At 66.4% G+C, this 20,016-nt stretch carries 17 protein-coding genes and 1 pseudogene; 10 read left to right on the top strand and 8 right to left on the bottom strand.

The window, feature by feature from the left end:
- Positions 1 to 91: 91 nt before the first annotated feature.
- The 4 genes from MOX02_RS26270 to MOX02_RS26260 form a co-directional block, all read right to left on the bottom strand.
- A complete protein-coding gene (locus tag MOX02_RS26270) occupies positions 92 to 730 on the bottom strand; it encodes a 2,3-bisphosphoglycerate-dependent phosphoglycerate mutase (RefSeq protein WP_147028769.1) in 639 nt (212 codons plus the stop codon).
- 64 nt (positions 731 to 794) lie between these two features.
- Entirely contained in the window at positions 795 to 1,172 is a 378-nt protein-coding gene (locus tag MOX02_RS32440; RefSeq protein WP_238179016.1) for a hypothetical protein, read from the bottom strand.
- Complete coding sequence (locus MOX02_RS32435) at positions 1,160 to 1,825, bottom strand: ion channel (RefSeq protein ID WP_238179018.1); 666 nt, start codon at positions 1,823 to 1,825, stop codon at positions 1,160 to 1,162. Before MOX02_RS32435 ends, MOX02_RS32440 begins: the two co-directional genes overlap by 13 nt.
- A gap of 71 nt (positions 1,826 to 1,896) precedes the next feature.
- Positions 1,897 to 3,186 carry an App1 family protein phosphatidate phosphatase gene (locus tag MOX02_RS26260; protein ID WP_147028768.1) on the bottom strand — a complete coding sequence of 430 codons (1,290 nt, stop codon included), beginning with the start codon at positions 3,184 to 3,186 and terminating at the stop codon, positions 1,897 to 1,899.
- A 265-nt stretch (positions 3,187 to 3,451) separates the two neighbouring features.
- On the opposite strand from MOX02_RS26260, the gene MOX02_RS26255 reads away from it, so the two are divergent.
- The 4 genes and pseudogenes from MOX02_RS26255 (at position 3,452) to MOX02_RS26240 (ending at position 6,837) form a co-directional block, all read left to right on the top strand.
- Entirely contained in the window at positions 3,452 to 4,786 is a 1,335-nt protein-coding gene (locus MOX02_RS26255; protein WP_147028767.1) for an AmpG family muropeptide MFS transporter, read from the top strand.
- Positions 4,787 to 5,645: 859 nt separating this feature from the next.
- A pseudogene (locus MOX02_RS26250) lies at positions 5,646 to 6,278 on the top strand (HWE histidine kinase domain-containing protein); the annotation flags it as partial.
- Positions 6,257 to 6,490: a hypothetical protein gene (locus tag MOX02_RS26245; protein WP_147028765.1), complete on the top strand. Its 234-nt coding sequence runs from the start codon at positions 6,257 to 6,259 to the stop codon at positions 6,488 to 6,490. The pseudogene MOX02_RS26250 and the gene MOX02_RS26245, both read left to right, overlap by 22 nt.
- A gap of 101 nt (positions 6,491 to 6,591) precedes the next feature.
- A complete protein-coding gene (locus MOX02_RS26240) occupies positions 6,592 to 6,837 on the top strand; it encodes a hypothetical protein (protein WP_147028764.1) in 246 nt (81 codons plus the stop codon).
- 380 nt (positions 6,838 to 7,217) lie between these two features.
- Here MOX02_RS26240 and MOX02_RS26235 read toward each other — a convergent pair whose 3' ends face one another.
- Positions 7,218 to 7,676 (bottom strand): nuclear transport factor 2 family protein, encoded by a 459-nt coding sequence (locus MOX02_RS26235; protein ID WP_147028763.1) that lies wholly within the window; start codon positions 7,674 to 7,676, stop codon positions 7,218 to 7,220.
- A gap of 409 nt (positions 7,677 to 8,085) precedes the next feature.
- On the opposite strand from MOX02_RS26235, the gene MOX02_RS26230 reads away from it, so the two are divergent.
- The 6 genes from MOX02_RS26230 to MOX02_RS26205 all read left to right on the top strand — a co-directional run bounded on the left by MOX02_RS26230 (position 8,086) and on the right by MOX02_RS26205 (position 16,646).
- Entirely contained in the window at positions 8,086 to 9,171 is a 1,086-nt protein-coding gene (locus tag MOX02_RS26230) for an efflux RND transporter periplasmic adaptor subunit (protein WP_147028762.1), read from the top strand.
- Positions 9,168 to 12,281 (top strand): efflux RND transporter permease subunit, encoded by a 3,114-nt coding sequence (locus MOX02_RS26225; protein ID WP_147028761.1) that lies wholly within the window; start codon positions 9,168 to 9,170, stop codon positions 12,279 to 12,281. Before MOX02_RS26230 ends, MOX02_RS26225 begins: the two co-directional genes overlap by 4 nt.
- Before the next feature lie 201 nt (positions 12,282 to 12,482).
- Entirely contained in the window at positions 12,483 to 13,025 is a 543-nt protein-coding gene (locus MOX02_RS26220; RefSeq protein ID WP_147028760.1) for a TetR/AcrR family transcriptional regulator, read from the top strand.
- A 181-nt stretch (positions 13,026 to 13,206) separates the two neighbouring features.
- Positions 13,207 to 14,175, top strand: a complete 969-nt coding sequence (locus MOX02_RS32430) for a Vgb family protein (protein ID WP_238179038.1) — start codon at positions 13,207 to 13,209, stop codon at positions 14,173 to 14,175.
- A gap of 78 nt (positions 14,176 to 14,253) precedes the next feature.
- Positions 14,254 to 15,660: an MATE family efflux transporter gene (locus MOX02_RS26210; RefSeq protein WP_147028759.1), complete on the top strand. Its 1,407-nt coding sequence runs from the start codon at positions 14,254 to 14,256 to the stop codon at positions 15,658 to 15,660.
- Positions 15,661 to 15,830: 170 nt separating this feature from the next.
- Positions 15,831 to 16,646, top strand: coding sequence for an oxidoreductase (locus MOX02_RS26205; protein ID WP_147028758.1), 816 nt, complete (start codon positions 15,831 to 15,833; stop codon positions 16,644 to 16,646).
- Between the two features lie 501 nt (positions 16,647 to 17,147).
- On the opposite strand, the gene MOX02_RS26200 is transcribed toward MOX02_RS26205, so the two are convergent.
- From MOX02_RS26200 to MOX02_RS26190, 3 genes are all read right to left on the bottom strand, one after another.
- Entirely contained in the window at positions 17,148 to 18,038 is an 891-nt protein-coding gene (locus MOX02_RS26200) for a 3'-5' exonuclease (RefSeq protein WP_147028757.1), read from the bottom strand.
- Between the two features lie 192 nt (positions 18,039 to 18,230).
- Entirely contained in the window at positions 18,231 to 18,464 is a 234-nt protein-coding gene (locus MOX02_RS26195; protein ID WP_147028756.1) for a hypothetical protein, read from the bottom strand.
- A 369-nt stretch (positions 18,465 to 18,833) separates the two neighbouring features.
- On the bottom strand, positions 18,834 to 20,016 hold a 1,183-nt coding region (locus tag MOX02_RS26190; RefSeq protein WP_147028755.1), incomplete at its 5' end, for an HWE histidine kinase domain-containing protein.

Genomic DNA, 20,016 nt, shown 5'->3' with positions numbered 1-20,016 from the left:
CCCTAGTCCCAGGCGGCAGGCCAGGGACCCCGATGGCCCTACCCGGGTTCACCAAGCTTCTGCGCTGCCTGAGCATCGCGCACCAACAGCGTCAGCTCCGCCGCACGTCAGTCAAGATCGACTGCTTGTCCAGCACTGCTCCAGCCTCGTCGAAGCGGTAGACGAGGATCTGAGTCGTCGCGAGGTGCACGTCTGCCACATCCTGAGCGCTAAGCTTGTCTAGGTGCATGACGAGAGATCGTAACGAGTTGCCGTGAGCCACTACGAGCGTACGCTTCCCTTCTTGTACTTGCGGCGCAATCTCCTGCGCATAGTACGGCACCAGCCGGTCGGCGGTCATGGCGAGGCTCTCCCCACCCGGAGGAACAGCATCATATGATTTCCGCCATAGGCGGACCTGCTGCACCCCCCATCGTCCCCGAGCCTCCTCCTTGTTCAAGCCGGCCAGCTCTCCGTAATCGCGCTCGTTCAGGGCCCCAGACTGTCTCACTTCGAGCGTGGACAGCCCGAGTTCTGCCAGGATGAGCGTCAGGGTGCGCTGTGCGCGGGCCAGCTCGCTGGTGAAGGCGAGATCGAAGCGGAAGCCAAGATCCAACAACTGGCGTCCAGCCTGGATGGCTTCCGCCACGCCTTGGCTGGTGAGATCGGGGTCTCTCAAACCAGAGAAGAGGTCCTGCTCGTTATCGTAGCTTTGCCCGTGGCGCACGAGCACGAGAGTTCGTTCGGTCAACGTGAGGGTCCTCGTCGTCGGACGGGCATGGCATAGAACACCCCGCCTGCGGAAGCGCGCCGCGCTATCCCTCGAGGAGCTTCTGGAGGGCGCTGTTCGTCGGCTTTTGGGTCTCGTCGACGAGGATGAACAGCGCGGTTGCGGCGATCGGCGCCTGCGGCGGCGGGTTGCTGTGGAATTGGCCCTCCACGTCCGCGTAGCCGACCGGCGTGCCGTAATTCGCCTCGAGCACGGCCCTGACCACGCTCGACCACGTCAGCCCGTCAACCGCGACATCGAACCGGAGGCACTCGTCACCCTCGCTGGAAAACAGCCGCTCGATGATCCATTCCGTTCCGGGCGCGACGATCGCGCGGACGATCATCTCCGGGTAGCCGCGCAGCGGCCTGACGATCGCCGACGCCCCCGCCCGCTTCAGGCGCTCGCGGTTCAGGTCGTCCACGCATTCCGCGATGATGCGCGCGGTGATGCCCCGCTCGCGCAGCCGATGGATGATGTCGAAGGTGCGGCTGTCCGACAGGCGGTCCCCTCGTTCTCGGCGAGGATGACCAGCACCTGAGCCTGATCGACGCCCGCCGCGTCGAGAGCCGCCGGATCGTCGAACCGGCCCTTGAGCTGGACGATGAGCGGATCGTCCTCAAGATCGGGCGGAAGACCGTCGGGGAAGGCTTCGGTCAGGATCAGGGAGGGGACGGCGGCGAAGTGGGCGTGCGAGCGATGGAGCTGGTCGAGGAGGCGGCGCAGGTAGTCGCCCGGCTCGTCCGCCGGCGCGTTCACGAAGACGATGTGGTCCCGCATGTCCCATCTCCACTCGCCGCGGCGCTTGCGCTCACGGCGCAGGATCCTGAACTCGAAGAAGGCGCTGGCCGCCTGCGTCAGCAGGAAGATGCCGCTGAGGTAGATCAGCACGATGGTGGAGGCGCGGCCCGCCGTCGTCTTGGCGGAGTAGTCGCCGTAGCCCGTGGTCGTGATGGTGGTGAAGGTCAGCCAGATCGCCTCGCCGAGCCCCAGATGCTCGAAGGCCATCATCGAGACGACGTGCAGGCCGACCAGGATCAGCAGGCCGACGAGAGCGAACCGGATGCGATTGCGCAAATCGCGGACGACGCTGCGCCGAAACCGGAGGGGACGGGTCCGAGATCGCGTTGGATGCCCCATGCTAACGCTCAGTTCGCATCCGAGGGTGTGCTCAACCCGCCCCGGTTGGCCGGCTCGACGACGACATTCAGCGGCGTGTCCGATCCTTCCTCGAGAACGCTCTTCAGCTTCCCGTCGGCCACCTTCTGCGAGGTTGCTGCGGCTGTTGGTCCAACGACCTGCTGGGTCTCGGCTACCACCTCGGCAGCACCGGCAGCCGCCCGCTCGGCTGAGACCGCCTGGCCACCTTCTGGAGCGATCAGGCCGAGACCGCCAGCGTGCTGGGCCATGGCGTCGCTGTCGGCGGCTAACACTAGGCTGCTACCGGCCGCAGCCACCGTAGCGGCGAGGTGCTCGATCTCGGCGACGCGACCTGCGCCCCGTGAGACGTTGCGGATATAGACGGCGAGCACGCGGCCTGGATGGTCCGCCACAACCTGAGCGTACACCTCCGGGTCATGTTGGCCGCTATCGCCGATCAGCACGAAAGGCAGGTCCCGGTAGAGCGCCAGCATGTGACTGATGAGCTCGCGCTTATGGTCCTCTGCTCTTCGCGGCAGCGGGTGCCGCCAGGACAGGCCCCACTCCCGTAAGAATAGGACTGGTCCGACCGGGATCTCGTGCTGCCGGAAGAACTCGTCGAGCATGTCGTAAATGCCCCAGGGGGCGCGAGAGACGTAGAGCATGGGGTTGGCGTCATCACCGGTCACGCCGGTGTGGAGCGCTCGACACAGTGCAGCCGCACCGGGGAACGCAACACGGCTCTCGGCGTCGGCCACAAACAGGCGCCAGAGCATCTTGAGCTTGTTGGCGACGCCCGTGTGCATGATCGTGTCGTCGATGTCGCTGATGACGACGAAGCGGCAGTTGGTCGGCGGGATGTACACCTGAGCCTCAGCGCGTACCGCCGGGGCGGCATCAAGGCTCAGTTCGACTGAGCGCCACGGGGAGTAGCTGGATGGCACATCGTGCGGGTGGAGGTGAACACGGAAATAGCCGTCGCGGTCGGTCGTCACACGAGTCTCCGTGCCGCCAATGCGAGCGGTCACGAGAGTTCCGGCGACTTTGCGACGGCGGATGCGGTGCGCAATGTTGCGCAGGCTTGCGCGGATATCGTCTTCGCGCTCCTTCCGGTTTGAGACCGACTGCCGGAACACCCGTCCGATGAGGAAAATCTCCTCGCTCGTGCCATATCCTCGATAAGCTTCTATGACAGTTCCGCTCCGCCCTTGCGCCCTGCGTGCGGGCCGTGCCGCGAGCGCCAAGAGCCGCACGACTGCCTTTCGCCACGGGCCCCTCGACTGGCTCTCATCAGTCATGTGGTCAGCATTCAAAAGCAGCCATTGGCCCCGTTTGGATCAGGCATCTCATCCGTCGTTCGGCGGACACACCGCAGTCTGATCCACACCCTGGAAAACGTAGCGGCCGATGTTGGCGCTGCGAGTATGTGGGCGACGCGCCATTGCCTACCGCCGCTGTTGTAACGAGTACGCGCAGCCGGGAACGACCGCACGCGCATCCTGGTTCATGAGCTTACGTCTACCCTGGCCCGTCGTGCGCGGGCGGGAGCGGAGAAAACCGCGCATGACATCAGCGGCCGTGGCGCCACCGGAGCCGACACCCTTCTGGTCGGCGCTGTTCACGGATCGGCGGATCGCACCGGCCCTCGGCCTCGGCTTCACCTCTGGCATTCCCTTCCTTCTCGTCTACGCCACCCAGTCAGCCTGGCTATCCGACATCGGGATCTCGATTGCGACGATCGGGCTCCTGAGCGAGCTGACCCTCGCTTACAAGTTCAAGTTCCTGTGGGCGCCGTTCCTGGACCGGTACGATCCGCCCGTGCTCGGGCGCCTGCTCGGCCGCCGGCGGGCCTGGATCATCGTCGCGCAGCTCGGCGTCATGGCAGCTCTCGCCGGCATCGCGTTCGGCGATCCGGCCCATCAGCTCGCGTGGACGATCGTTTTCTCACTGGCTTTGGGATTTGCCGGAGCCACGCTGGACCTGGTTATCGACGGATGGCGCATCACCAGCGTCCGGCCTCCCGAGAAGCAGGCGGTGCTGTCGTCCTGGGCCGAGATCGGCTGGCGGATCGGCAACCTCGCGGCCGGGGCCGGCGCCCTGTTCCTGGCCGACCGGATCGGCTGGCGCGGCGCCTATCTCTGCATGGGCGGCCTGATGCTGCCGGGCATGCTTGCAGCCGTGCTCGCTCCCGAACCGCCGTCCGACAAGCACCCTTCCCATCATCTTGTCCGAGCCGGCTTCGTCGAGACCGTCTGGGCGCCGATCCGGGAACTGTTGAGCCGATTGGGTCCGGCGGCACCGGTCATCTTGCTGCTCGTTGCCGGCTTCCGGATGCCGGGCTACGTCTCGAGTGCGATGGCAGTGCCGCTGTTCAAGCACCAGGGCTTCTCCAACACCGATATCGCAACCGTTACCAAGCTCTTCGGCTTCTGGATCGCGCTGGGCGGGACATTCCTGGCCGGCGCCCTCATCCCCCGCATCGGCATGCTGCCGAGCCTCCTCATCGGCACGGTGGCGGGTTCGGCCTCTCATCTCAGCCTCGCCTACCTCGCCGCCCATGGAGGCGACGGTGGAGCGGCCTTCTGGACCTTTGCGGTCACCGTCGGCATTGATGGCTTCGCCTACGCCTTCGCGTCAGTGGTGCTGATCACCTACATGTCGACGCTCTCCTCGCCCGAGCACGCGGCCAGCCAGTTTGGGCTGATGACCTCGCTCTGCGCCTTCCCGGGCAGCATCCTGGCGGGCTTCTCGGGTTTTGCGATCGAGCGGACGGGCTTCACCTGGTTCTTCGTCGGGACGTCTCTGCTGGGGCTGCCGGTGGCGCTGCTCGCGTTCTATGTCTGGGCCAAGGTCGGCATCTCCGACGAGACCGTGTCGCAGCCCGTTGCGGCGCCTTGAGAGGCGACATCTGAAACCACAGGGCCGGATGAAGGCCCAGGATCACGTCATCAGCCAACCGATTTTGGCCGAAGGCAGACTGGCGGCTTTCGGGCGAGCCGCTGGGCTTAGCGGACGTCTCAGTTCGGCTTTAAGCGTCCCTGGCCAAGCCCTCGCGAGCGACGTTCCAATAGGGTCTGAGACGTCAGCGCTTCTGCCGTTCCAGAATGCTGGACGATGTGCGCGGAACGAGGTTCGTCGGCGACTGGACCGGTCCACTAGGGCAAGCCCTATTGGAACGCTTGCCGCACCCCGCTGAGAAATCTGCACCGCCTCGCTTGGACTTCCGGCGCGAGCAGGCGCAGGGTGGCGACATCACCAGCCGGTTCCGAACCGTAGGCGCTGGTGGCTGAGAGTGACGTGTGCTCCCGCCTGCAAGCGAGGAGTGCCGTCATGGCCGATGCGCCCCCAAGCGCCTTCCTGGCGCCCACTACGATGCGTGGCTGATCAAGACCTCTCAGGAGGTCATCGCGAAGTCGCGCGCACTGCTGGAGCGCACCAAGCCCCTGGTTGCCACCAACCCTGCCGAACCGTCGGTGCCGCAGGCCAGCAGAACTCAACACATGTGACGGCAGCCTTCGCGAAAAGATCGCAGACGGGACGGATGAACGAGGTTGTTGCCGCTCCCATCCCTGCGTTTCTCCGGGCCAGCCGGTCTACCATCGAGGATCGAAAACATATCGAGCGCTGCCGCGCATCTCTGGCGCGGTCGTGGGAGATACTGCGAGCAACGAGCTACGCCTCCGATCCTGAGCGGCGGAGTGATCCGGTTGATGGCAGGGGCTCGAACCTGCCGAAGCCGGACAGTCCTGAGGGCGAGCTATACCGACTTCGCGAACAGCAAGCGGCGATGGCGGCCGAGCTTCAGCACCGCACCCGCAACCTCATCGCCGTCGTGCGCTCGCTCGCCAACCAGACCATGCGGCGGGCCGGACCGACTGAGGCGTTCCGAGAGCAGTTCGCGGGTCAGCTCGGCGCGCTCTCGCGGGTGCAGGGCCTGCTCTCCCGCTACGATCAAGAGCTAATCACCCTGCGGGCCCTGATCGAGACCGAACTCGACGTGCTCGGGCCCGCCCTGCAGGACCGCATCGTCCTGAAAGGGCCAGAGGTGAGCATCCGCAAGGCGGTGGTGCAGAGCTTCGCCCTGGCGCTGTACGAGCTGATCACCACCGCCAGCCGCTACGGTGCGTTGGCCAGCGAGCAGGGCCGCCTCACGGTGACGTGGCGGGTCGACGCCCTCGATGAAGGCCGCCGGATCGTACTGGACTGGGTCGAGGACGATCTTGGGCCCGCACATGAGGAGGCTTCGATCCGGCGCGGCTACGACCGCGAGCTGATCGAGCGGGCATTGCCCTACATGCTCAGCGGCAAGGGACGCTACGAGATCGCCGAGACGGAGCTGCGCTGCTCGATCGAGCTGCCGCTCACCGCATGCCGGAACAGCAGCAGGTGACCGGCCCCTTTGAGACGCCGCTCGAACTCGCAAGCCGTCAAGTCGCCGAGGCCGAGCAGCGCCAGGCGCGGCAGACTGATCTGATTGCCGGGTTGACTGGGGGCGAGGAGGTGCTGGCGCATGCCCAGCAGTTGTTGGCTGAGATCACCCGCACGCTCACCATCGCGCAGGCGCACCGCTCGCTTCTCTTCAGCCTCGACAAGGATGAATGACTGGATCATGCGCAAGCCGGCCGGTTCCCACGGCAGGGCAGGCGGCGCTTCAGCATGATCCGCGGGTGAACGCTCAGCAGCTGTTTCCTCTCGGGGCACCTATGGATGTTGTCGTCAATCCGATCGGCCCGCCCGATACCGAGTGGACCCTGTATGATCGCCTCGGCCGTCATCTTGGCATGATCCGCAGGACGGCGTGGTCAGACACGCCATTCACGATCTTGCCCGAGCGGGGAAGCCGGCTCGACGGCATGGCCGTCCTTCATCCCTCGCTGGAGGCTGCCCTGACCGCCATCGAGCAGCGCCTCGGCGGCACATGCGAACTGGTCGGCGGCTCGGAGCCCTGATGCCACGGCCTTCTCTGCCCCCTGTGACGGCCCCCCAGCACACGGCAGATTAGGCGACGCTCCATAACACCCAGTCGACGAATGGCCGCTTTCGAGGAGCTGTTCGGAGCGGTTAGATGGCGGCAATGGGCGCAATGCCGAACGGCTGAATTTGGCCGAAAGCTGCTGGTCCGCTTCGGAGCGGGCGGGGCAGTGAAGCGGACATTCTGCGCGGCTCAGCTGAACGCCTCAGATTGACCCCAAGCAGACATCTGAAACGCAGTCGCCGAAGGTCCGAATAGGGGGAGCAAGCAGACCCTTGACCCTTCGCACCGCAACGGACACGCTGTCTCCGCCCCTGCTCATCGGTCCGACGGGTTTGGCCCCGGTAACAACCCGCCCTAGCTAGCGATCGGTTTCGCAGCGGCTTCGTCAAGACCGGCACCAGCCTGGATGGCGAGGGCTCGATCCGCAGCCTGCGAATCGAAATACTCCTCAATCGAATGGACTTTCCCCCACCGCAAGTTGAAGACGTGGATGCCGTTGTTCACGTACGAGCTTCGGCCGTCGAGCAGCTTCGCGTTGGCACGCCATTTGGCGAACACCGTGGTGTTCCAGGGCCAGCCCGTTACCCGGACCTGGTCAACCTCGATGTGAAGTGTCGGGAAGACACGGCCCATGCGCTCGAACCACTGCTTCACCGCTTGCTTTCCATGGCGCTCGCCTCCCAGCGCATGAATGCCGGAAACCCTATGATACGCGTTTGGCGACAGCCCCTTTACGGCATCGTCCCAGCGGTGGTTGTTGACGTCGTCGAAGCTTTGGCGGATCGCTTTTTCTACGATGGAACTATAAATCATTGGTGTCTCCTGTTGTTGTACACTTGCTTATCGGAGTCGTGCCTAGACATGCCTCCGCTTTTTATATACTAGAAGCAGTTCCGGTAACGACGGCGGTTTTGTGAATAGTTTGGTTTGCGATGCTTTCCTCCGAGGCAGCCTCGAAGGGGTCACGCTACGCGCATAAATTACATTGATAATTTATAAAGGCAAGGCGCAGGTCTCGCTGGACTGGTGGTTCAGTGTGACGGCGCACCAACCAGCTCACACCCGAGGTCGGTTCTGCGCCTCATCCCGCTCCAGACCTCACACCTTTCGCAACCCCAGAGGCTCCTGTCGGGATTCGATCTGCCCATTGACGCCGTACCGCAGAGCAAATAAATGTCGTTCATCATTTAAGTGCGTGCGAAGCGCGCTGCGGAGACAGGCGATGGATGCGCGATGGTTGCTCGGGCTCGTAGGGTTATCTTTAGCCGGGTGCTCGCCGGCCGAGACCGCGGTGGCGCCCGAGCCGCCCCTGGTCCAGACCGTCGAGGTCGCGCCGGCCGCTGCCGGGATCGCGCGCTACACAGGCGTGATCCGAGCGAGGACCGAGAGTAACCTCGGCTTTCGCGTCGGCGGCAAGATCTTCGAGCGCCTCGTCGATCCGGGGGACCATGTGCGGCGCGGGCAGGCGCTGATGCGGCTCGACCGAACCGACTTCACCCTCGCTCTCAACGCGGCTAGGGCCTCGGTTGAGGCGGCGCGGGCGCAGATGATCAAGGCCAAGGCCGACGAGGAGCGCAGCCGCAAGCTCGTCGGCGAAGGCTGGACCTCGCGCCAGACCTACGACCAGAACAAGGCCGCGGCGGACGCGGCCATCGCCCAATTCGCCTCCGCTGAAGCACAGGCGAGCCAGATCGCGAACCAGGCCGGCTATTCCGAGCTTCAGGCCGATGCCGACGGCGTGGTGATGGAGGTGCCCTCAGAGCCAGGCCAAGTGGTCGCCGCCGGTCAGACCGTCGTGAGACTAGCCCACGACGGCGCCCGCGAAGCGGAGGTGTTCCTCCCCGAGGCGAGCCGGCGCCTCGCGAAAGGGGCGGCTTCCGCCACGCTCTACGCTGAGGGCGAGTCCACCTATCCGGCGCGCCTCCGCGAGCTGTCCGCCACCGCCGATCCGACCACCCGCACCTACCGGGCGCGCTACATCCTGTCCGGCGGCGGCGAGGATGCGCCGCTCGGGGCCACCGTGACGCTCCGGCTCAAGCCGAGCGACACCGGGCGCCCGGCTTCAGTGTCGGTGCCGCTAGGAGCCGTGTTCGACGCAGGCACCGGCTCGGCTGTGTGGAGGCTCGACACGGCCACCAGCACCGTCACCGCACAGCCGGTCGCCATCGCCCGGCTGTCCGAGGAGAGCGCGGAGGTCGCGTCCGGCCTGAGCCCAGGCGACCGGATCGTCTCCCTCGGCGCCCATCTCCTCAAGGCGGGACAGAGCGTGCGCCAGGCGCCTCCGAGCATGACAGGGGTGGCCCGATGAGCGCCTCCGCTTTCAATCTCTCGGCGCTGGCCGTGCGCGAGCGCGCGGTCACGCTCTTCCTGCTGATCGCCGTCATCGGGGCCGGCGTCTTCGCCTTCGAGCGGCTCGGGCGCGCCGAGGATCCGACCTTCACCGTGAAGGTGATGGCGGTCTCGGCCGCGTGGCCCGGTGCGACCACCGAAGAGATGCAGCGGCAGGTCGCCGACTCGCTGGAGAAGCGGCTGCAGGAACTCGTCTACTATGACCGCGTCGAGACGACGGTCCGGCCCGGCCTGATGCTGATGAAGGTCTTCTTCAAGGACAACATGCCCCCAGCCAAGGTCCAGGGGGAGTTCTACCAGACGCGCAAGAAGCTCTCGGATCAAGCGTCCAGCCTGCCGCGCGGCGTGCTCGGGCCGCTGTTCAACGACGAGTTCTCGGACGTCTACTTCGCCCTCTACGCTCTCCAGGCCAAGGGCCAACCGCACCGCCACCTAGTGATGCGGGCCGAAGACCTGCGCCAGCGCCTGCTGCGGGTGCCCGGCGTCGAAAAGATCAACATCCTCGGCGAGCAGGCGCAAAAAATCTTCGTCGAGATCTCCTACCAGCGCCTTGCCACACTCGGGATCACGGGCCAGCAGCTCTTGGCCTCGCTCGCCAACCAGAACGACGTGACACCCGCAGGCTTCGTCGAGGCGGACGGTCCCCGTGTGTACCTGCGCCTGGACGGCACCATCGACAGCCTCGACGCGATCCGCAACCTGCCCGTGGCGGCGGGCGAGCGCAGCCTGAAGCTCGGCGACATCGCCGAGGTCAAGCGCGGCTACGAGGACCCTAAGGCCTTCGAGATCCGCAACGACGGCGAGCCGGCCCTGATGCTCGGCGTGGTGATGAAGCCCGGCTTCAACGGCCTCACCCTCGGCACGGCGCTGAAGGCCGAGGAGGTCGCGATCCACCACGAACTGCCCGCCGGCATCACCTTCACCAAGATCAGCGATCAGGCCAAGGTCATCGACGAGGCGATCGCCGAGTTCATGGTGAAGTTCTTCACTGCGCTCGGCGTGGTGATCCTCGTGTCCCTGGTGGCGCTCGGATTCCGCGTCGGCATCGTGGTGGCTTTGGCCGTGCCGCTCACCCTGTCGGCGGTGTTCGTGGTGATGATGCTCACCGGCCGCGACTTCGACCGCATCACGCTGGGCGCCCTGATCATCTCGCTCGGTCTGCTGGTCGACGACGCCATCATCGCCATCGAGATGATGGTGGTGCGGATGGAAGAGGGCGCCGACCGGATTGCGGCGGCGACCTACGCCTGGAGCGCCACCGCCGCGCCGATGCTGACGGGCACGATCGTCACCATCGCCGGCTTCCTGCCCGTGGGCTTCGCAGCTTCGACGGCAGGCGAATACGCCGGCAACATCTTCTGGGTGGTCGCCTTCTCGCTGATCGTCTCGTGGATCGTGGCGGTGACCTTCACGCCCTATCTCGGCGTCAAGCTGCTGCCAAACATCAAGAAAGTGGAGGGTGGCCACGACGCAATCTACGCCACGAGGAACTACCAGCGCCTGCGCCGGATCGTGCGGCTCTCGGTCGACCACAAGTGGATCGCGGCCGGCATCACGCTGGCCCTGTTCGCCACGGCGGTGGTCGGCATGAGCAAGGTGGAACAGCAGTTCTTCCCCAACTCCGAGCGCCCCGAACTCATCGTCGAGGTGACGCTGCCTGCGGGGTCCGCCTTCGCGGCCACCGAGGCCACGGTGAAGCGGGTCGAGGCCGCCGTCCGCGAACTGCCGGAGGCGCGCGAGATCACGAGCTATATCGGCCAGGGCATGCCGCGCTTCGTGCTCTCCTTCGATCCCGAACTGCCCGACCCCGCCTTCGCGCAAATCGTGGTGCAGACCGCCGATTCCCATGCCCGCGACGCGCTCCGGGCCAAAGTGCGCAGGCTCGTCGACGAGGGCCGCTTCCCCGAGGCGCGGGTGCGGGTGCTGCAGATTGTATTCGGGCCACCGGTCCGCTTCCCCGTAGCCTTCCGCGTGGTTGGGCCGGACCTCGACGTTATCCGCGGCATCGCCGCCCAGGTCGCCGAGGCCATGGCCACTAACCCGAACATGCGGATGGTCCACCTCGACTGGGGCAACAAGACCCCGAGCCTGCATCTCGCCCTCGACCAGGAGCGCCTGCGCCTGATCGGCCTGACACCGAAGGAGGCCGGCCAGCAACTGCAGAGCTACCTCAACGGCACGCCCGCGACGCAGGTGCGCGAGAACCTGCGCTCCGTGGATGTGCTCTTGCGCAGCCCCGGCCCCGAGCGGCGTTCGCTCGGCGACGTCGGCGACCTGACGCTCGCCACCCGGGACGGGCGCCAGGTGCCGCTCTCGCAGGTCGCGCGCCTGGAGAGCCGCAGCGAGGACGCGGTGCTCAAGCGCTACAACCGCGAGACCTATATCCGCGTCCAAGGCGACGTGCTCGACGGCCGCCAACCGCCGGACATCCACGCGCAGGTCGCCCCGCTCCTCGAGCCGATCAGGGCGAAGCTGCCGCCGGGCTACCGCATCGACTCGGCCGGTGCTGTGGAGGAGAGCGCCAAGGCGATGACCGCCCTGATCGCCGTGTTCCCGCTGATGCTGATCGTGACGCTTACCGTCATCATGCTGCAGGTGCGCTCGTTCACCACGATGTTCATGGTGTTCGCCACCGCCCCGCTGGGCCTCGTCGGGGCCGTGCCGACGCTGCTGATCTTCCAGCAGCCCTTCGGCTTCAACGCGATCCTCGGCCTGATCGCCCTGTCGGGCATCCTGATGCGCAACACCCTGATCCTCGTGGACCAGATCCACCACGACCGGGCGGCGGGCCTGTCGGACTACGAGGCCATCGTGGAGTCGACCGTGCGGCGGGCCCGTCCCGTCATCCTGACGGCGGCCGCCGCGATGCTGGCCTTCATCCCGCTCACCCACTCGGTGTTCTGGGGGGCGCTCGCCTACGTGCTCATCGGCGGCGTCGGCGTCGGAACGTTGCTGACGCTCCTGTTCCTGCCCGCGCTCTACGCCCTCTGGTTCCGGGTGGTGCGGGAGCCAAGGAAGGGGATCACCCAGACCGGCGCCGGCCTGCTGCCAGTTCCTGCTAAGTCCTGAAGGCGAGCGCGTACATGCCTGGCTTCCCAGGCCTCATGGGATCGCGCGCCCGATCGGGCGTGCGGTGCGGCGACCGGTCTGCGCATCCGCCCACCTCGCGCAGGCCGGTCATTCGTCGTTCAACGCCGGCATCACGGACGGGCCTTCTTTAGATGACGTCGTGCATCTATATATGGCATTGGACAATTGAGGAATCAGGCGATGTCGAGAGTTTCGCAGGAGCAGGCTCGGCTCAACCGTCAGCGCGTGGTCGAGGTCGCCGCGGCCCTGTTCCGCGAGCGCGGCCTTCACGGCGTCGGCGTCGCGGACATCATGGCCTCCGCGGGCCTGACCCATGGCGGTTTCTACGGCCAGTTCGCCAACAAGGAGGCCCTGGCGGCCGAGGCGTTCGACGCCGCGATCGCCGAGGAGCGGCGCGGGGACATCGACACCATCCTCGAGAACTACCTCTCCCTCGGGCACGTCCGTGCGCCCGGAAAGGGATGTCCGCTTGCGGCCCTGGCCAACGACGTCTCGCGTGAACCCTCCGACAGCCCGGTCCGCAGCCGGTTCACCCGCGGCGTCGAGGCTTTGGCCTCGATCCTCGCCAACCTGACGCCAAGAGCATCCAGGGAGCGGCGCCGACAGCGCTCCCTCGCGACGCTGTCGACGCTCGTCGGAGCGGTCGTCCTGGCTCGGGCCGTCAACGACGAGGGTTTGGCGAACGAACTGATCCAGGCGGCGCATTCCTCGGTCGCCCCGTAGGCGGTTCGAGGACGGCTCCGGGGCCCAGCGCCGCTCTCGGCCATCGTCATCCGGCGTGATCCATAGCAGTTGACGGACACTTCGAGCCCCGATAAATTACGATCATAATATATAAGCATCGACGTCGCTCCGGCGACCCATACGGATGAGAGCCGATTCTTGTCGCTGGAGGAGCGTGCGGATGAATGGATATCGGTTCAAGGGCCGCATCAGGTTAGCCCGGTACGCGGTCGGGCTCTCGGTCGTGTTCGCCCTGATGGGGTTGCCCGCACTCGCGTCCGACCGGCTGGAGGCGATCCGCCTGCCGGAGACCGGACGGTTTCCGGAAAACGTGACATCCACTTCCGACGGAACCCTCTTCGTGAGCAGCATCGCCGATGGCGGCGTACTCAGGATCGGGGCCGGCGGCGCGACCGCGACCGCCTTCCTGAAACCCGGCGACCACGGCACGCGCTCAACCTTCGGCCTCCTAACCGATGAGAAGAGCGGAATTCTGTGGGTAGCTTCGAACGACGCCACGGCGATTGGGGCGAGGGGACCGACGGCAACGGAAGGCGCCTGGGTCAAGGCGTTCGACCTCTTGACGGGCGCGCTGAAACAAAGCGTCCGGCTGCCAGGCGATAGGGCGCTGGCGAACGACTTCGCTCTCGACCGGCAGGGTGCGCTCTACGTCACAAACACCTTCGCCCCGCAGATCCTGAGGCTGAAACCGGGCGCCGCGGCATTCGAGGTCTTCGTCGAGGATCCAGCCCTGGCCAAGGGGCTCGACGGCATCGCGTTTGGATCCGACGGCAACATCTACGTCAACACATTCATGGGCGGCGAGTTTTTTCGCATCGCAGTGAAGGACGGCGTCGCTGGTCCAGTCACGAAGCTCGAAACGACGCAGCCCCTCAAGTTCCCGGACGGGCTGCGTGCCTTCGGGGACAGCTTCCTGATGGTTGAGGGCAGCGGCGCCCTGAGCCGCATCACGGTCTCGGGCAACTGGGCCAAACTGGAACCCCTCGGCCGGTTCGCGGGCCCCACGGGTGTGACCGTCGCCGGCGGCAGGATCTGGGTCTCCGAGGGTCAGTTGCGGCTCCTCTCTGAACCCGCGAAGGACGGTCACGAGGCCCCGAGCTTCCACCTGCGCTCCATCGGCATCGATTGAGGCATCGGTCTCCGGATCCGCGGCAAGGCATGGCTTGACCGCTCGCTCCCGCTGCCATGAGGAGTCGGACTTACCGTCATGGACACACGCACTCGCCGCCTGTTGGAAGCGCCCCTCGTGCCGACGCTAGCTGGGATGGCCGTACCCAACATCGTGGTGATGCTCGTTCAGACCTCGGTCGGCCTGATCGAGACCTACTTCGTTGCAGGCCTTGGCACCGACGCGCTCGCCGGCATGGCCCTCGTCTTCCCGGTGGTGATGCTCGTCCAGATGCTCTCCGCCGGCGGTATGGGCGGCGGCATCCAGTCGGCGGTCTCGCGCAGGCTGGGTGCCGGGCGGCAGGCGGAGGCCGGGCTGCTGGCATGGCATGCGACGGCGCTCGCGCTGGGGCTCGGACTCGCGACCAGCCTCCTCGCCCTACCGCTCGGACCCTTCCTCTACGCGTCGATGGGCGGGACCGGCGGCTCGCTCCACGCCGCGACAGCTTACGCGAATGTCGTCTTCGGCGGGGCGGTCCTGATCTGGCTGTTCAACGCGCTGTCGGCCGTGATCCGCGGCACCGGCAACATGGCACTCCCAGCCACCGTCACCTGCGTCGGGGCCATCGTGCTGATCCCGCTCTCACCGGCGCTGATCTTCGGCTGGGGGCCGCTCCCTGAACTCGGGGTAGCGGGCGGCGGCGTTGCATTTGCCGCCTATTACGCCGCGGGCTCGGCGGTGTTCGCCGCCTACATCTGGTCCGGCCGCGGCGTCCTGCGCCCGAGCCGGCGTCTGTCTCGCCTCGCGTGGGAGCCGTCGCGCGAGATCCTGCGCATCGGCCTGCTCTCTGGAATCGCCAGCATGACCTCGAACGTCACGGTCATCGCCGCGACCGGGTTCGTCGGCACGGCGGGGCCGGCGGCGGTAGCCGGGTACGGAACCGGTGCACGCCTCGAATACCTCCTGGTCCCCCTCGTATTCGGTCTCGGTTCGCCCATCGCGGCCCTCGTCGGCACGGCCCTGGGCGCCGGTCGCCCTGCCCGCGCCCATCGGGCCGCGCTGACCGGCGCGGTCGCGGCCGGCCTCCTGACGGAAGCCATCGGGCTCGCAGCCGCCCTGCACCCGACTGGGTGGCTGACCGTATTCGCAGACGATCCGGCAATGCTGGCCACGGGCGCGTCGTACCTGCGCATCGTCGGCCCGTTCTACGGCTTCTTCGGCTTCGGACTGGCGCTCTACTTCGCTGCTCAAGGGGCCGGCCGCGTTGGCTGGCCGCTCGCCGCCAGCCTTCTCCGGATGGGCGTGGTGCTCGGCGGCGCCGGGCTCGCATCTGCGCTCGGCTTCGGCCTTCCGGGGATGTTTGCCGCCCTCGCGGCCGGCTTCGCGACCATGGGCCTCGTCAACGCCTTCGCCTTCGTCACGGGGCGGATGTTCCCAATCGAGCCCGCGCCCAACGTGTTCGGGGCTCCCACTCCCCTCGCACCGGCCGCCAGCCCGGGACGCTGACCGGAGACGAACGGCCTGCTCCGAGCAGTGCGACGGACCGCGCCAGGCTACCGGTGCGTCAACGCACCCGACCGCCGGGTCAGGAACGGCGCCGCCTTGCCGACATAAATTATAAACGTAATCTATATGTGTGACGCGGCCGGTCGGGAGGCCGCTCCAAGGAGACCACCATGAGCCAGACGTCCAGCAAGACCGCCATCGTGACCGGAGCGTCGTCCGGGATCGGCTTGGAGACCGCCAAGGCCCTGCGGGCCGCCGGCTACCGCGTCTACGGGACAAGCCGGAAGCCGGCCGCCTCCAGTGAGATCACGATGCTCGCCTGTGACGTCACCGACGACGCCTCCGTCGCCAACATGATCGAGACAGTCTTCAGTGAGGCAGGCCGTATCGACCTTCTGGTCAACAACGCGGGCTTTGGCATCAGCGGCGCGGCCGAGGAATCCTCGATCGGGCAGGCCCAGGCGATGTTCGACGTGAACCTGTTCGGCCTCATCCGCACGACCCGCGCCGTCTTGCCCATCATGCGGTCCCAGAAATCCGGTCGCATCGTCAACATCAGCTCGGTCATGGGACTGGTCCCTGCGCCGTTCATGGCCCTGTACGGCGCGAGTAAGCACGCGGTCGAGGGCTACTCGGAATCGCTCGACCACGAGGTCCGCGGACAGGGCATCCGGATCGTGCTCGTCGAGCCCGCCTTCACCCGCACGAGCTTCGACCAGAACCTCGTGCGGCCCGACGCGCCCCTCGACCTCTACGCAGCGGATCGTACCGGTCGGGACCGGTTCCTAGGCGAAGTCATGAAGTCCGCCGACGCGCCCGAGGTCGTGGCGAAGGTCGTCGTGACGGCCGCCACCGCGACGACGCCCAAGCGCCGCTACACCGCAGGATCGAAGGCGCGCCAAGTCAGCTTGTTGCGACGCTTCGTGCCGGTCGGCGCCTTTGACAAGAGCTTCCGCAAGGAAATGCACCTTCCCCAGGTCCCGTGACGCCGAGGGCCATCGCTGCCATCACGCTTGGCGATATAGAGACATGATCAGCAGCCTCCCCATCAGATCTTCGCCCCGTGATGGTTCGAAGGTCCGTTGGGGTCAGAAGCGGCGGTTCAGCGCCTGCCTGCGCAACGTCGGTGCCTGGCGGATTGTGTTGAAAAACTCCCTTTGACCCTCTTTTGACGACATCAACCTACAACACCTGGGATCGTATCGGGCGACAAACACTAGCTATAGAGGGCTTCGACCACGCCGCAGAGTTTTTCAACACAATCGGCGCGCCTCAGACCTACAAGCTAAACTGCTGCAACGTCCGCATCGGAGAAGCCGCCTGGGTCCTTTGATCGACTGGGATGGGCGCAAAGCGGAACGGCCGCTTTTCGATGGTGGACCGACCTCACCAGCTACGTCAGAGCAAGGTTTCGATGCGAGAAGGAAAGGCGGCCGCTGCATGCTCGTGGCGGACAGGCGCTTTGAAGCTACCGGCGAAGCGCCGCCTCAAAGCTCTGGGTTCGCCCGCGCCGAGAAGCGGTCGCGGGCCGTGAACCGGTCGGCCGGCAGATGCGCCACTGGGCGATGGAAGATCGCCTCGCTCAGGAACGTGCGCTCGATCTCGATCTGCGCCTCGTCCAGGTCGACGTACCAGCTGCGTCGACGCTGGCTCCAGCGGTAGCTGCGCGCCTTCAGCAGGTCCTTGGTCTCGATCGGAGAGCCCTCGGCCCAGATCCGCACCGTCGGCTTGCGTGCCGTCTCCAGCAGGCAGGACAAGGCCAAGCGGCCGGAGGTCCTCAATGGCCGCGCCAGCAGCTGCAGCAGGGCATGGCAGTCGTCGATCGCCCGATGGCCCTGGTGGAAGTAGCCGCAGTCGATGAGCAGGTAGCCGAGCTTCAGGCCCTCGTGACCCTCATCGCGCCAGGGCACCTGATTGAGGGAGCAGGCCCAGTTCCGCTCGGCGAATACGGGCCAGCGCCGCTCGCACATCTGCCGGTCGAAGCTGGCGTTGTGGGCGATGACCACGGCGGCGTCGGCCGCGAGCCGCTCCACCGCCGCATCGTCGATCCGCTGCCCGGCGACGTCGGCATCGGTGATGCCGGTCAGCCGGCTGATCTCGGGCGGGATCAGTCGGCTGGGCTGGTGCAGCTGGTTGAAGCTCTCCAGCACGCGGTAGATCCGGCCGCTGGCGCCGTACTCGAACTTGATGATGCCGAGCTCGATCACCTCGTCCTGCGCGAAGTCGGTGCCCGTCGTCTCGGTGTCGAGGATCAGGCCGATGAAGGTCGGCTCGTCGGGATGCACGGCGGAGGGGACAAAGGGCGCGATCCGGCGCAGCACGCGGTACTCGCCCGTCTCTTCGAGCACGCTGGCGATGCTGTCGAGGGGCTGAGTCACGTACTCGCTTGTTCCAAATCCGCTTCTTCCGACCGCCGGCACCTTCGCCGGCAGGCATGGGCGCAAGCGTAACGGTGGAGCGGACGGATCGAACAGCTGTGACTCCGGCGTTTCCACAGAAGGATCTGACCACGGCGACGAGGAGCAGCTTGAATCCGCGCCTCGCGGATTGAGACCGCCTCCCGCACCGTTTCAGACGAGAACGTGGTTGATGACGACCTCGGTGCCACCCTGAGGAGCCGGTCTGGCAATCGTGTCCGAGGCGCTCAAGGAGCCGGTCCGGCTCTCGCCACCCGCGCGAGCAGTCTCGCCGGCGCGCTGGGCCGCGTGCAGGTCACGGAAGGTCTTTGCCGGCGTCGCGCGGGCGCGCCGCTTCTTGCGGAGGCGTACACGAAGACCCGCGTTGCTCGCCCCTGACTCTGCCATCCCTCACCCTCCTTCGCGGCTCCAGTACTTATGGCTGCGCTCCTGGCCAAAGACGCGGCTTCCGCCGCGCGACCTGATCCCCACCGTAGGTGTCGGTGATGGCCAAGCGCGAGGTGACGAACCTGCTGGAGCGTGACCCGGGGTAGGAGGAGCAGGCGGGCATCCGCCTCGGGGGGCTGCTCGCCGTGCTCGATGAGGCTGGATACGGCGGTGAGCCACGGATGGAAGTTCTGCGTGAGGTCGTCTCGAGGGTGCATGACGGATTCGCGAGCGAAATCCGCATCTCACAGTCAAAATCTGACGCTTGGCGCCCACTTGCAAGGGGCTGCTCCCGACCCAACTCGGAGCATCGGAACGTCCGTTTCGCGGCTACGCAGCGCCGGTCAGCAGCTTCGACACGGCGCTGACGATCTGCCGGAGTTCAATCGGTTTCTGCAGACGCCCAACGCCGTCGAACTCCGCCGGAATCGCCTCCGGGTCGTACCCTGTGGTGAACACGAAGGGGATGCCCTGGCCCTTCAGGATCCCGGCGAGCTTGAACGACGGGCCTGAGCCGAGGTTGATGTCCACCACCGCCGCGTCGGGACGCTGCTTTTCCAATTCATCTCGTGCCGCCGCCTCGTTCGGGCACGGACCCAGCACCTCGGCCCCGGCTCCTTCAAGGGCGCGCGCCGCGTCAGTGGCGAGGTAGTAGTCGTCCTCGACCACCAGCACGCGAAGGCCGATCAGGTCGGCTTCCCCTGTCATGTCGAGCGCTCCTCCGAACACCGTCGCGCGCTGCGGCGCGTCCGTCTCCAAGACGCTGTTGCCATCTCGCAGTGGGAACTCCAGATGGCATCGTGCACCGCCCGCTTCAATAACAAGCTTGCCCCGGCCGCCGAGTTCGTAGGGGATGCGCCCCTCGATCAACTCGCTCCCAAAGCCCCGCCGCCGTGACGCGGACGGCTCCGGCGGGGGACGCTCAGATGCGCCTTCTTCGATCCAGTCGAAGCCGAGCCAGCGCCTTCCGTGCTTGTCGAACGTCGTCCAACGCACCGTGACGTGGCCCTGCGGCGAAGCGAGCGCGCCGTATTTGAGCGCGTTCGTCGTCAGTTCATGTACGGCGAGCGTCAGCACCTCGGCGGCCTTTGGCGACAGGATTAGGTCTGGCCCGTCGATCGCGAACTGCCCCTCGTGCTGAGCTTGAGCGCTGAGTTCATCACGCACGATGGTGGTCACGCTCACCCCCGCGTTGGCGGCGCGGGTGAGGAGGGCCTGAACGCGGGCCAGCGTCAGCAGGCGCCCGCCCATGAGAGTAGCGTAGTCCGGCACGCTCTCCGCGCGCTCGCCCGTCCTGGCGGCAATCGAGCGGATGATGGCCATGATGTTGCGCACCCGGTGCTGCAACTCGGCCAGCAGCACGGCCGAGTGCTCGGAGGCGAGCTTGGCGTCGGTGATGTCTTGGGCGATGCCGCCGATGCGCTGAACGCGTCCTTGTGCATCGTGAAGTGGGAAGTTGGTCTTCCTGATCCAACGGAAGCTACCATCCGAGGGCCGCTGAAGGCGGAACTCG

Origin of the sequence: Methylobacterium oxalidis (assembly GCF_007992195.1) — a bacterium.
GTDB lineage: Bacteria > Pseudomonadota > Alphaproteobacteria > Rhizobiales > Beijerinckiaceae > Methylobacterium > Methylobacterium oxalidis.
Note: the sequence above shows the minus strand (reverse complement) of the source record. Positions and strands in the feature narration are given on the sequence as shown.

What these genes read in the sequence shown, in the direction of transcription:
- MOX02_RS26210 (WP_147028759.1), top strand. Translation starts at nt 14,254, where the DNA reads ATGGACACACGCACTCGCCGCCTGTTGGAAGCGCCCCTCGTGCCGACG.
- MOX02_RS26230 (WP_147028762.1), top strand. Translation starts at nt 8,086, where the DNA reads ATGGATGCGCGATGGTTGCTCGGGCTCGTAGGGTTATCTTTAGCCGGG.
- MOX02_RS26205 (WP_147028758.1), top strand. Translation starts at nt 15,831, where the DNA reads ATGAGCCAGACGTCCAGCAAGACCGCCATCGTGACCGGAGCGTCGTCC.
- MOX02_RS26235 (WP_147028763.1), bottom strand. Translation starts at nt 7,676, where the DNA reads ATGATTTATAGTTCCATCGTAGAAAAAGCGATCCGCCAAAGCTTCGAC.
- MOX02_RS26255 (WP_147028767.1), top strand. Translation starts at nt 3,452, where the DNA reads ATGACATCAGCGGCCGTGGCGCCACCGGAGCCGACACCCTTCTGGTCG.
- MOX02_RS26245 (WP_147028765.1), top strand. Translation starts at nt 6,257, where the DNA reads ATGCCGGAACAGCAGCAGGTGACCGGCCCCTTTGAGACGCCGCTCGAA.
- MOX02_RS26220 (WP_147028760.1), top strand. Translation starts at nt 12,483, where the DNA reads ATGTCGAGAGTTTCGCAGGAGCAGGCTCGGCTCAACCGTCAGCGCGTG.
- MOX02_RS32430 (WP_238179038.1), top strand. Translation starts at nt 13,207, where the DNA reads ATGAATGGATATCGGTTCAAGGGCCGCATCAGGTTAGCCCGGTACGCG.
- MOX02_RS26260 (WP_147028768.1), bottom strand. Translation starts at nt 3,186, where the DNA reads ATGACTGATGAGAGCCAGTCGAGGGGCCCGTGGCGAAAGGCAGTCGTG.
- MOX02_RS26240 (WP_147028764.1), top strand. Translation starts at nt 6,592, where the DNA reads ATGGATGTTGTCGTCAATCCGATCGGCCCGCCCGATACCGAGTGGACC.
- MOX02_RS26225 (WP_147028761.1), top strand. Translation starts at nt 9,168, where the DNA reads ATGAGCGCCTCCGCTTTCAATCTCTCGGCGCTGGCCGTGCGCGAGCGC.
- MOX02_RS26195 (WP_147028756.1), bottom strand. Translation starts at nt 18,464, where the DNA reads ATGGCAGAGTCAGGGGCGAGCAACGCGGGTCTTCGTGTACGCCTCCGC.